This is a genomic window from Bradyrhizobium lablabi (genome assembly GCF_900141755.1).
Lineage (GTDB): Bacteria > Pseudomonadota > Alphaproteobacteria > Rhizobiales > Xanthobacteraceae > Bradyrhizobium > Bradyrhizobium lablabi_A.
In genome coordinates, this window is record NZ_LT670844.1 from 4,341,099 (window position 1) to 4,353,148 (window position 12,050).

At 62.8% G+C, this 12,050-nt stretch carries 10 protein-coding genes; 5 read left to right on the forward strand and 5 right to left on the reverse strand.

Annotated elements, in window-relative coordinates:
- Positions 1–11: 11 nt before the first annotated feature.
- On the forward strand, positions 12–1,421 hold the full coding sequence (locus B5526_RS20230) for an amidase (RefSeq protein WP_079540915.1): 1,410 nt from the start codon (positions 12–14) through the stop codon (positions 1,419–1,421).
- On the opposite strand, the gene B5526_RS20235 is transcribed toward B5526_RS20230, so the two are convergent.
- From B5526_RS20235 to B5526_RS20250, 4 genes are read right to left on the reverse strand one after another with little or no spacing between them, the layout of a single operon-like run.
- Positions 1,412–2,272, reverse strand: a complete 861-nt coding sequence (locus B5526_RS20235; RefSeq protein WP_079540917.1) for an SDR family oxidoreductase — start codon at positions 2,270–2,272, stop codon at positions 1,412–1,414. The two genes, B5526_RS20230 and B5526_RS20235, sit on opposite strands and share 10 nt — an antisense overlap.
- 23 nt (positions 2,273–2,295) lie before the next feature.
- Positions 2,296–4,638, reverse strand: a complete 2,343-nt coding sequence (locus B5526_RS20240; protein WP_079540919.1) for a xanthine dehydrogenase family protein molybdopterin-binding subunit — start codon at positions 4,636–4,638, stop codon at positions 2,296–2,298.
- 6 nt (positions 4,639–4,644) lie between these two features.
- The gene (locus B5526_RS20245; RefSeq protein ID WP_079540921.1) at positions 4,645–5,127 is read right to left on the reverse strand and encodes a (2Fe-2S)-binding protein; all 483 of its coding nucleotides are present in this window, start codon (positions 5,125–5,127) and stop codon (positions 4,645–4,647) included.
- Complete coding sequence (locus tag B5526_RS20250; protein WP_172842071.1) at positions 5,117–5,992, reverse strand: FAD binding domain-containing protein; 876 nt, start codon at positions 5,990–5,992, stop codon at positions 5,117–5,119. The genes B5526_RS20245 and B5526_RS20250 overlap by 11 nt, the downstream gene beginning before the upstream one ends.
- Before the next feature lie 332 nt (positions 5,993–6,324).
- Here B5526_RS20250 and B5526_RS20255 point away from each other — a divergent pair, with 332 nt between their 5' ends.
- Genes B5526_RS20255 through B5526_RS20270 form a run of 4 tightly spaced genes read left to right on the forward strand, consistent with a single transcriptional unit; the run spans position 6,325 to position 10,237 of the window.
- Entirely contained in the window at positions 6,325–7,149 is an 825-nt protein-coding gene (locus B5526_RS20255) for an ABC transporter ATP-binding protein (RefSeq protein ID WP_079545135.1), read from the forward strand.
- 21 nt (positions 7,150–7,170) lie between these two features.
- The gene (locus B5526_RS20260; protein ID WP_079540925.1) at positions 7,171–8,097 is read left to right on the forward strand and encodes an ABC transporter permease; all 927 of its coding nucleotides are present in this window, start codon (positions 7,171–7,173) and stop codon (positions 8,095–8,097) included.
- Positions 8,094–9,218, forward strand: a complete 1,125-nt coding sequence (locus B5526_RS20265) for an ABC transporter permease (RefSeq protein WP_079540927.1) — start codon at positions 8,094–8,096, stop codon at positions 9,216–9,218. Before B5526_RS20260 ends, B5526_RS20265 begins: the two co-directional genes overlap by 4 nt.
- Positions 9,219–9,250: 32 nt before the next feature.
- Positions 9,251–10,237: an ABC transporter substrate-binding protein gene (locus tag B5526_RS20270; protein ID WP_079540929.1), complete on the forward strand. Its 987-nt coding sequence runs from the start codon at positions 9,251–9,253 to the stop codon at positions 10,235–10,237.
- Positions 10,238–10,715: 478 nt separating this feature from the next.
- Here B5526_RS20270 and pncB read toward each other — a convergent pair whose 3' ends face one another.
- Positions 10,716–12,020, reverse strand: coding sequence for a nicotinate phosphoribosyltransferase (pncB, locus tag B5526_RS20280; protein ID WP_079540932.1), 1,305 nt, complete (start codon positions 12,018–12,020; stop codon positions 10,716–10,718).
- Positions 12,021–12,050 lie beyond the last annotated feature (30 nt).

Here is a 12,050-nt window from a genome sequence, read left to right on the forward strand (position 1 = left end):
GGAAATCCGACATGACTGACAATCTGAGCCGCAAGACGGCTGTCGAACTGGCGTCGCTGATCGCGACCAAGGCGGTGAGCCCGGTCGAGGTGCTCGACGCCCATCTCGCCACCATCGCCCGCGTCAATCCAAAACTCAACGCCATCGTCACGCTGGTGGAAGATGCCGCGCGTGAACGGGCCAAAGGCGCGGAAGCCGCGGTCATGCGCGGGGACAAGCTCGGCGCACTGCACGGCCTGCCTGTTGTCATCAAGGACATCACGCCGACAAAAGGCATCCGCACCACCTATGGTTCGCCGCTGTTCAAGGACAATGTACCGACCGAGGATGCGGAGGTGGTGCGGCGCCTCAAAGCCGCCGGCGCGATCGTGCTCGGCAAGACCAACACGCCGGAATTCGCCGCCGGTGCCAATACGTTCAACGATGTGTTCGGTGTCACGCGCAACCCCTGGAATCCGGCGTTGAGCCCGGCGGGCTCCTCCGGGGGATCGGCGGTCGCGGTGGCGACCGGGATGGCGCCGTTGGCGCAGGGCACGGATTTCGGCTGCTCGATCCGGATGCCGGCCTCGTTCTGCGGCATCGTCGGCATCAGGCCTACGCCGGGATTGACGCCGAACTGGCCGATGCCGCTGGCCTGGGACCCCGGTCAAGTCCACGGACCCTTGGCGCGCACCGCCGAAGATGCCGCGCTGATGCTGGATTCGATTACGGGTTTTAGCCGCATCTCGCCGATCTCGGTGGCGCCGCCATGGGCCAGCGCGCGCGCCATCGTCGCAGACGCCAAGGACGCAAAGGGCCTGCGGGTCGCTTACGTCTCCGATATAGCCGGTATCGGCGTCGAGCCGGAAATTGATGAGATCTGCCGCGCGACTGCGATGTCGCTGCGCGATGCTGGTGCTACCGTAGAAGAGATCGCGTTCGACATTTCCGATGGCAAGGGGCCCTATCAGGCGTGGCGCGGGCTCTGGATGGTCGGGCAGCAATTCTTAAATCTCGACCGGCTCGAAGAGTTCGGCGTCAATCTCAAAGGTAACGTCAAGGCGGGGCTGAAGGTGACGCCAACGGATTTCGGTGCCTCTGAACAAAAGCGCGCGCAGCTATTTCAACGCTTTGCAAAATTCTTCGAACAATACGATCTCTTGGTCACGCCGCAATCGCCCGTAAAACAGTTCCCGGTCGAGATGAATTTCCCGACCCTGATCAACGGCAAGAAACTGGAAAATTACACCGACTGGATCGCCGGCTCGTTCCTGATCACGCTGATGAGCCTGCCCGGCGGCAGCGTGCCCGCGGGCAAGACCAGCGACGGATTGCCGGTGGGAATCCAGATCATCGGCCCGCGTTTCGAGGAGCCGTTGATTTTGTCGGTCATGAAGATCGTGCAGCAGAGCCACCCTGTCGGGTGGCCGCCTCACGCCTGATTAGCGGCCACCCGCGCGGCAAAGGCTGCGAGCGAGGTCGGCGGACGCCCGAGCAGCCAACCCAGCACATTGGGATTGCCCTTGAGACCGTCGCGCGCATAGGCGCGAAACATTTTTGTCAACGTTTCGCGCTCATGGTCGTCCATGCCGGCGCTGCGGGCGCGCTGGTCCCAGGCCTCGATAGTCTCGGCTTCGGCCCGGATGGTTTTGTTCAGCGCCCAGCCGAATGTCTCGGCGGTCTCGATCTGGTTGAGCGGCAACGTTCCGACCAGTTCGTAAGTGGCCGCCGAATGGCCGCTGGTCGTCAGCACGATCGCAGCCGCCTCGGCGACATCATCGAGATCGACGAGGCTTAGGCGGGTTTCGACCGGATAGGGCACGCGATAGACACCCTCGCGCTTCATAACGTCCCATTGCGCGAGGCTGTTTTGCATGTAGGCGGTCGGCTGCAGCATGGTGAAGTCGAGCACCGAGGCAAACAGCATCTCCTCGACTCGCAGCTTGTTCCAGTGATGTGGCATTGCTTCGATCTGCGGATGCAGCACGGAATGATAGACGAGCCGCGGGACGCGCAGGTCGGTTGCGGCGGCAATGAGTTCCTTTGCGAAGTCGATTTCGTGCGGACTGACGTTCGGGCAGATGTGATAGATCGCCTCCGTCCCTCGCACCGCGCGGGACCACACATGTGGATCATCCATCGCGCCCGCGATGACCTCTCTAGCGCCCATTGCCGCCAGCGAGGCGCCATGCGCGATGCTTCGCACGAACGCCCGCACCGGCGCGCCTCGCGCGACGAGCGCCTTTATGATCGCCTTGCCCGTTTTGCCGCCTGCACCCGTGATCAGGATCATGCGTTATGCCCCGATGGTCGCAGTTAGCCCTTCGCACTTCTTGTCAGCTCAAACAGCCGGCTCGGACTAAGCGGAATTTCCAGGAGTTCGACGCCGCGCGCTTTCAGGTCGAGCGCGTCCTCGATCGCCTGCGCGAACAGCGGGCCACCGGGGATCGCGCCCGCTTCACCGGCGCCCTTGATGCCCATCGGATTGAGCGGAGATTTTGTCACGGTGTGGGCGAGCTCCATCCGGGGAACCTCCAGCGCGGTCGGCAAGAGATAGTCGGCGAGCGACGCGTTCAGCAGTTGTCCCTGATCGTCGAATGCCAGTTTCTCGTAAAACGCATTGCCGATGCCCTGCGCGACGCCGCCATGGATTTGCCCCGCGAGAATCATCGGATTGATCACGGTGCCGCAGTCGTGCACCACGACGTACTTCAAAATCTTCAGGTCAAAGGTTTGCGGGTCCATTTCGACGATCATGGCGTGGACGCCGTTCGCCGTCGCCCCCATCTTGGGCCCGAAATATTGTGTCGATTCGAGCCCCGGTTCGGTGCCCGGTTGGACCGCGCCGCGCATCGGATTGGCCCGATTGGCGAGATCGCCGAGCTTTACGAATTTTTCGGGAATTCCCACGATCGAAACCCTGCCGTTCTCGACCACGAGGTCATCTTCGGAGCATTCAAAGAGATCGCTCGCGAGCTTTAGGGCCTTCTTGCGCACCACCTTGGAGGCTTCATTGACGGCGTTGCCCGCGACCACCGCGCCGCGGCTCGCAAAAGTGCCGGCGCCCCAGTAGAACTGGTCGGTATCGCCGGTGACGACGTCGACATCGCCGACGGCGACACCGAGCTGATCGGCGGCAATCTGGGCAAACACCGTGAAATGTCCCTGACCCTGGGTGCCGATCCCGGTGGCGACAGAGACCTTGCCGTTCGATTGCACCTGAACTTTTGCCCCTTCATAGGGGCCGATCCCGGTGCCCTCGACATAAGCGGCGACGCCGATGCCGAGATGGCGGCCTTGCAGGCGCGCCGCCGCTTGTTCGTCCCTGAACGTTTTGTACCCGATTGCATCCAGCGCGAGGTCGAGCACCGGCTCGTAATTGCCGCTGTCGTATTCGAGTACTCCAAAATCCTGATAGATGATTCCGTTGTTGTACGGGAACGCGTCTGGCGGAATCAGATTCCGCCGCCGGATCTCTGCGGGGTCGATGTTCAGTTCATGCGCCGCAAAATCAAGCAGGCGCTCCATCACGAACACGCCGTGCTGACGTCCGGCGCCGCGATAGGGCGTGACGATCGGCAGATTGGTGAACACTTGCGTGAACGTGCTGTCGTAGTTCGGCACCACATAGGGTCCGAGCAGGGTGCATTGGCTGTTGATAGGCACCGTCAGCCCGTAGGGATCGTAGGCGCCGCCGTCGTGCAGGAACACGTCCCTGATGCCGAGGATCCGGCCATCTTTGGAAAGCGCGATCTCCGCGTCGTGGATCTGTCCGCGCTCATGGGTGGTGGCGAAAAAATGCTCCAGCCGGTCCTCGATCCATTTGATCGGCCGGTTCAGCTTCATCGACACCCAGGGAAGCAGCACCTCCTCGGGGTAAAACATCATAATCTTCGGCCCAAAACCGCCGCCGACGAAGGGCGCGATGACGCGAACCTGCCGCTCGTTCAGTCCAAGGATGCCGGCAAGGCCGTTGCGGACGAACACCGGCGCCTGGGTCGTATCCCAGATCGTCATCTGGTTGGCGCGCGCATCCCATTGCGCAACCACGCCCCGGGTTTCGATCGGCGATGAAATGCCGTGTTCATACCGGAAACGCCGTTTTATCAGATGATCGGCCTTGGCCGCGGCCGCGGCATAATTGCCCTTGGTCTGACGGACGTGCGCCGAAAGATTGGAGCCGAGGTCCTCGTGGACCAGCGCCGATCCTTCGCGCAGGCCTTTTTCCAGATCGACCACCGCCGGAAGCTGCTCGAGTTCGAGCTCGATGTCTTCGAGCGCATCCTCGGCGATGTAGCGGCTCTCCGCGATCACGATCGCCAAGGGCTCGCCGACATGCCGCACCTTGTCTTTTGCCAGGGGAACCTGGGTGCGCGCGTTGAAGATGGTGCCCTCGATCGGGGGAGGCGGCACCAGGATCGGCCCGGGCTGCCAATAATCGCCGAGGTCGCCGGCGGCGTAGGCCGCGACGACGCCGGGCCGCTGCAACGCCTTGGAAACATCGACCTTTAGGATTCGCGCATGCGCGACCTGGCTGCGCAGCAAGGCGGCGTGCAGCATGCCCGGCAGCTCGAGGTCATCGATGAACAAGGCCTGGCCGGTGAGAAGCCGGCGGTCCTCATTGCGTTTGATCGGTTCGCCGAAGGTACGCGTGGACATCTGGCGTCAGCCCCGCATCCGTTCCGCCGCCGCCATCACGGCATCGACGATGTTCTGGTATCCGGTGCAGCGGCACAGATTACCCGACAACGCTTCGCGCACTTCGTCTTCGCTGGGTGAAGCGTTTTCGTCGAGGAATGCGCTCATGGTCATCAAAATACCCGGCGTGCAGTAACCGCATTGCAGGCCGTGATGATCGTGCATCGCCTGCTGCAGCGGATGGTATCCGCCATCCTTGTTCGCAAGCCCTTCGATGGTCGAGATGTCATGGTTGTTGGCCTGCACGGCGAGCATCAGGCAGGAGCGCACGGCTTGGCCGTCGAGCAGGATGGTACAGGCGCCGCAGACGCCGTGTTCGCAGCCGACATGGGTGCCGGCCAGCACCAGATCGTGGCGCAGGAAGTCGCTGAGCAGCAGGCGCGACTCGACGCGGCGCTGATATTTTGTGCCGTTCACCGTGAGCGTGATGTCGTGATCGTCAGTGTCCATCGCGCCCCCGCTGATAGGCCGTCTGCAGCGCGCGCTCGGTCAAAACGCCGGCGATATGGCGCTGATAGTCTGCTGTCGCGTGAACGTTGCCGCCGGGATCGATCATGGCCTGCACCGATGCCGCGACATCGCGGATCGCGGCTTCGGTCGGCGTGTGGCCGATCAGGCCGCCCGCCGCCGCGCCGGCATCGACCGGCGTTTCACCCACCCCGCAAAAGGCCAGTCGCACATCGCTGCATTCACCCTTGTCGCCAAGTTTCACCATCGCAGCCACGCCGGCTATGGCAAAATCGCCGCGCCGGCGCGCGATCTCCATGAAGCACGAACCGGTCCGCGGTTTTGCCGGCGGCAACTCGATCTCGACCAGCATCTCATCGGGCCCAAGGTCGGTCGTCAGCGCGCCGACGAAAAAGTCCGGCGCCTCGATCCATCGCTCTTGCTTTGCCGTCTGCACGCGAAACCGGGCGCGCAGCGCGAGCGCGACCGCGGGAAGTTCGGAGGCCGGATCGGCATGCGACAGATTTCCGCCGATGGTGCCGCGGTTGCGGATTTGCGGATGCGCGATATGCGGCAGCGCTTCGGCGATCAGAGGAAACGCGCGTGCAAACGCCGCATCGCGCTGCAGCGCCCGGTAGCGCGTCAGCGGTCCGATCCGCGTCGCCGCGCCGGACGAACCAATGCCGGCGAGATCTTCGATCTCGTTGATGTCGATCAGGATCGCGGGCCGCGCGAGGCGAAAATTCATCGCCGGCATCAGGCTCTGTCCGCCCGCCAGAAATTTCGCCTCGTCGCCGTGCTCGGCTTTGAGCGCAAGCGCGTGCGCAAGCGAAGTTGCGGCGATGTATTTGAAGGGAGCAGGCTTCATGGCGCTCGCGTGCAAGAAAACAAAACGCGCCTCCCGCAAAAGCCAGCGAGACGCCGCGCGCAAAGTATGAGACGGCACCCGGCGCAAGTCAAAAAATCCCGGCGCTTTTTGGCTATCTGAAAATCCGATGGGACCATGTTTGGCACCGATGGTTGTCTTGCCCATTAATATCTCCGCATTGCGCAAACATTGAGCGCGCCAAGCGCATCGGCGTTTGCCACTATTTGCCCATGGCGCCGCAAGTGTCGAAGTCATTGAAGCCCGATGATCCGCGCGTTACGCTGCGAGCGGACGGGCGAGAATCATTCGCCGTTCGAAGCGAACCGGTACGCATGAGCAACGACGCGGCTGCCACGGTTAAATCAGTCTCGACACCGCAACGCCTCGCGGTCGATGTTCGCAATGTCTCGCTGACGTTCGAGACATCAGACGGCAAGGTCGATGCGCTGTCGAACGTGTCCTTGCAGGTCGCCGACGGCGAATTCGTTTCCTTCATCGGTCCTTCCGGTTGCGGCAAGACCACGATGCTGCGCCTGATCGCCGATCTGCAGCAGCCGACATCAGGCACGCTTCTCGTCAACGGCATGAGCGCGGAGCAGGCGCGGCTCGGGCGGCGATATGGCTATGTGTTCCAGGCGCCGGCGTTGTTTCCGTGGCGCACGATCGAGAAGAATCTAAAGCTGCCGCTGGAGGTCATGGGTTTTTCCGATAGCGAGCAGAAGAGCCGCGCGGCGCGCTACCTCGCGCTGGTCAACCTCACCGGCTTCGAACGAAAATTTCCCTGGCAATTGTCCGGCGGCATGCAGCAACGGGTCTCGATTGCGCGCGCGCTGTCGTTCGATCCGGCGCTGCTCTTGATGGACGAGCCGTTCGGCGCGCTCGATGAGATCGTCCGCGATCATCTCAATGAGCAATTGCTGCAATTGTGGGACAAGACCGGCAAGACGGTCTTGTTCGTTACCCACTCGATTCCGGAAGCGGTATTCCTGTCGACCAAGATCGTGGTGATGTCGCCGCGGCCCGGCCGCATCATCGATGTCATCGATTGCGATTTTCCGCGCGACCGTACGCTAGAAATCCGCGAGACGCCGGAATTCTTGAAGATCGCGCAGCGCGTGCGCACCGGCCTTCGCGCAGGGCACTCTTATGACGAGTAGCGCCTATGACGAGTAGCTCGCATGACGAGTAACGCGCTCGCTCTCCCCGCGTCGGGCGCAGGCGCGCTGCGGCGCCATCCGCTGGTCGAGCGCTATGCGCCGATCGCAACCATCGTGCTGGCGCTGATCGCGATCTGGTACGTCGCCGCGGTGCTGATGAACCTTTCGCTGGTGCGCGACGGTTTTGAGCGGGAGGAGACGCCGTACACGGTGTCGGATCTGCTGGAGGGCACCATGAGCGCGGAGCGGCCGCTGCTGCCGGCGCCGCATCAGGTGATTTCGGCGTTTGTCGATTCTGTCTTTGGCTATGCGCCGACCGCGCCGCGCAGCCTCGTCTATCATTCCGCGGTGACGCTGTCGGCAACGCTTCTTGGCTTCGTGCTGGGCGCGCTGCTCGGTATCGCGCTGGCGCTGATGATCGTCCACAGCCGGGTATTGGAGAAGAGCCTGTTGCCCTGGATCATCTGCTCGCAGATGGTGCCGATCCTGGCGCTGGCGCCGATCTTCGTCGTGGTGCTCGGCGCGATGGGATTGCAGGGCCTGCTGCCGAAGTCGATCATCTCGGCGTATCTGTGCTTCTTCCCGATCACGATCGGGATGGTGAAGGGATTCACCGCCCCCGATCCGATGCAGCTCGATCTGATGCGGACCTGGTCGGCGACCCCGCGGCAGGTGCTTTCAAAACTGCGCTGGCCGTCGGCGGTGCCTTATCTCTTTGCGAGCCTGAAGGTTGCGATTTCGATCTCGCTGATCGGCGCCATCGTCGCCGAACTGCCGACCGGCGGCGAGGCCGGCATAGGCGCCCGGCTGCTGGCCGGCTCCTATTACGGACAGACCATCCAGATCTGGTCGGCGCTGCTCGCTTCCGCCATTCTCGCCTCGGGTCTGATTGGCTTCGTCGACCTTACCGAGCGCCTAGTCGGTTTGCGCATGGGAGCGCGGCCATGAACCCGCGCAAGCTCAAATTGGGATTCATCCTCGCCGCGGCAGGCATGCTCGCGGCGCTGGCGCTGCCGCTCTCGAGCGAGACGGCCGCGGTGTTGACGGCGCGGCCGGTGCCGCTGGCATTGACGATCGCGGCCGTGCTGTTGTTCGCAGCCTGCGCCTTGGGCGGCGGATCGCTGGCGGTCGTGCTCGGTCTTGCCGGCGTGTTGAGCGGATCAGCCACTACGCTCGCCTTGCTCGGCGACCCCGCCGTCGCGGGCTCTGCCGCGGCGGGCTTCTGGTCGATGGTGCTGGCGGTCTGGCTCGCCTCGGCGCTTTGCGTGATGCAGCTTGCAGCGAGCCGTCCGCGCGATCAGGGGCCGCGCCGGGCGCTCAACCTCGCGGTACCACTCTTGTTCGGCGCGGTGGTGTTTTATCTCTGGGAGGTCGGCGTCCGCGGTTTTGGCGTATCGCCGGTGATCATGCCGGCGCCGAGCAAGGCGGCGGCGAGATTCGCGGCATCCCTGCCGACGCTCGGTGCGGATTTCGTCCAAACCTTCGTGCGCGGCGTGTTGATCGGATATGTCATCGGCTGCGGCGCGGGGCTGCTGGTCGCGATCGTCGCGCAGCGTTTTACGTTTCTCGGCCGCGGCCTGCTGCCGCTCGGCAATTTCTTTTCGGCATTGCCGCTGGTAGGCGTGGCGCCGATCATGGTGATGTGGTTCGGCTTCGACTGGCCGTCGAAGGCCGCCGTGGTGGCGCTGGTGACGTTCTTCCCGATGCTGGTGAATACGCTCGCCGGCCTGTCGGCGTCCGGGCATATGGAGCGCGACCTGATGCGCTCCTATGGCGCCGACCATCGGCAGACCCTGACAAAGCTCTATCTGCCGGCGGCGTTGCCGTTTATCTTCAACGCATTGAAGATCAACGCCACGCTGGCGCTGATCGGCGCGATCGTCGCCGAATTCTTCGGGACGCCGACGCAAGGCATCGGCTTTCGCATCTCGACGGAAGCCGGACGCATGGCGATCGACATGGTGTGGGCGGAAATCGCGCTCGCCGCGCTCGCGGGAATGGCTTTTTACGGACTTGTCGCGCTCGCCGAGCGCGCGACCACTTTCTGGCATCCATCCTATCGAACCTAGTTCGGCGGGTTCTCAAAGCTTCGGAGTATCGAATGAAGAACATAGTGGCACTGGCAGCGGGCATGACAATGGGTTTGTCGCTGGCGACGGCGCAAGCGGCAGACACGGTCACCATCCAGCTGAAATGGGTCGCGCAGGCCCAGTTCGCCGGTTACTTCGTGGCCAAGGAAAAGGGTTTTTATAAAGACGCGGGCCTCGACGTCACCATCAAGCCGGGCGGCCCGGACGTCGCTCCTCCGCAGGTGATCGCCGGCGGCGGCGCCGATGTCGTCGTCGACTGGATGCCGTCGGCATTGGCGTCGCGCGAGAAGGGCGTGCCGCTGGTCAATATCTCCCAGACCTTCAAGAAGTCGGGGCTGGAGCTGACCTGCCGCGCCGATACCGGCATCAAGAAGCCGACCGACTTCAAGGGCAAGACCATCGGCATCTGGTATGGCGGCAACGAGTATCCGTTCCTGTCCTGGATGTCGAAGCTCGGCTACAAGACCGACGGTTCTGCGGGCGGCATCAAGATCATCAAGCAGGGCTTTAACGTCGACCCGATCCTGCAGAAGCAGGCCGATTGCGTTTCAACCATGACCTACAACGAATACTGGCAGGTCATCGACGGCGGCTACAAGCCGAGCCAGCTCGTCGTCTTCAAATATGAGGACGAGGGCGTCGCCACGCTGGAGGACGGTCTCTGGGTATTGGAGAAGAACCTGAAGGACCCGGCGTTCGTCGCCAAGATGGCGAAATTCGTCAAGGCCTCGATGAAGGGCTGGGACTACGCCAAGAGCCATCCGGATGAAGCCGTGAAGATCATCCTCGCCGGCGACTCCACCGGCGCGAAGACCGAAAAAGACCAGAAGCGGATGATGGGCGAAATCGCAAAACTGCTCGGGCCAGCCGACGGCAAGCTCGACGTCAAGGATTACGACCGCACGGTTGCGACCTTGATGTCGGGCGGCTCCGATCCCGTGATCACCAAGAAGCCGGAAGGCGCTTACACCTTCGCGGTCTACGAGGCGATGAAGTAATCGCGCCGGCGTGCAGATTAAGGAGCGGGCGGCCGGTCGTATTCGGCCGCCCTTTGATTGAGTATGCATCCCGACAACAGGAACCGAACTTATTACGTCGTCGTCAGCCGCAGCAGTGATGGGGCCGATCCCTTCTGCTGGGAGATAAGGCGCCGGCGCCAGGCGATGGGCGTCAAGATTTCCGGCTCCGGCTACCGTTCGTACCGGGCCGCCCAGCAAGCCGGCAGCGAAGCGCTGGATAAATTGCTGGACGAACTTTCGAGAGAGAATGGGGCTAGCCCCTAGAGGCGTTCGCGCGAACTCTAATCACCTCGCCCCGCTTGCGGGGAGAGGTCGGATTGCGAAGCAATCCGGGTGAGGGGGAGCCTCCGCATCTATCGTGCTTCAGCGTTCGCGGCGAAAGCCGCTCACCCCGCCCTCTCCCCGCGAAGAGCGGGGCGAGGGAGAAGGGCGGCGAGCCCGCTAGCGACGACCCGCCTCACACATGCACCGCGGTGCGGACGCGGCCGGCGTCGCCGAAGACGCGCAAATAGCGCTCCACTTCGGACGCGCTGCCGGTGGCCTTTTCCGGATTGTCCGAGAGTTTCACCGCCGGCCGGCCGTCGACCGATGTCACTTTGCACACGATCGAGATCGGATCGAGATCGACCGAACCGTCCGGCGCGCAGCCGACGAAATCGTTGGTCAGGTTGGTGCCCCAGCCAAAGCTGATCCGCACCCGCCCGGCGAAATGCCGAAACGTCTCCTCGATCGATCCGACGTCCATGCCGTCGGAGAACACCAGGAGTTTTTCCTTGGGATCGCGGCCCTTCTGCTTCCACCATTTTATGATTTCTTCGCCGGCCGAGATCGGCGGCGCGCTGTCGGGGCGAAAGCCGGTCCAGTCCGCTACCCATTCCGGCGCGTCGCGCAGGAACGATTTGGTGCCGAAGGCGTCGGGCAGCGCGATCAGAAGATTGCCGCCATAGGTATGACGCCATTGATCGAGGATACGATACGGCGCCCAGCGCAATTCGGTGTCGTCGTTGGCGAGCGCGGCCGCCACCATCGGCAATTCATGCGCGTTGGTCCCGATCGCTTCCAGATCATTGTCCATCGCCAGCAACACATTAGAGGTGCCGGTGAAGGAGGGGCCGAGGCCTTCCTTGACGGCCTCAACGCACCAGCGTTGCCACAAAAATCCGTGGCGGCGGCGGGTTCCGAAATCCGAAAGCCTCAAGCCTTCCAATTTGCGCAGCCGCTCGACCTTGCTCCACAGCTTTGCCTTGGCGCGGGCATAGAGCACGTCGAGGACAAAGCGCCCTTGGCCTTTCATCACCTGGCGCGAGCGCAATTCGTTGAGAATGGCGAGTGCCGGAATCTCCCACATCGTGGTGTGGGTCCATGGCCCATGAAAATGCAGTTCGTACTGGCCGTCGACCTTGTGCAGCTCATATTCGGGCAGGCGGAAGTTGCTAAGCCAGTTGATGAAGTCAGGCGAGAACATCTGGGTCTTGCCGTAGAAGGTATTGCCGGCGAGCCAGATCAGCTCCTTCTTGGAAAAGCGAATGGTGCGGGCGTGATCGAGCTGGGCGCGCAGTTCGCCCTCGTCGATGATTTCGGCAAGCCGCACATGCCGCGAGCGGTTGATCACCGAAAAGGTCACCTGCTGATTCGGATAAAATTCCCGAATCATTTGCTGCATCAACAGCTTGTAAAAATCGGTATCGAGCAGGCTGCGCACGATCGGGTCGAGCCGCCAGCCGTGATTGTAGGTACGCGATGCGATATCTGTGACTGCCATACTGAAACTGTATCGCGCCGGAAGCCATGC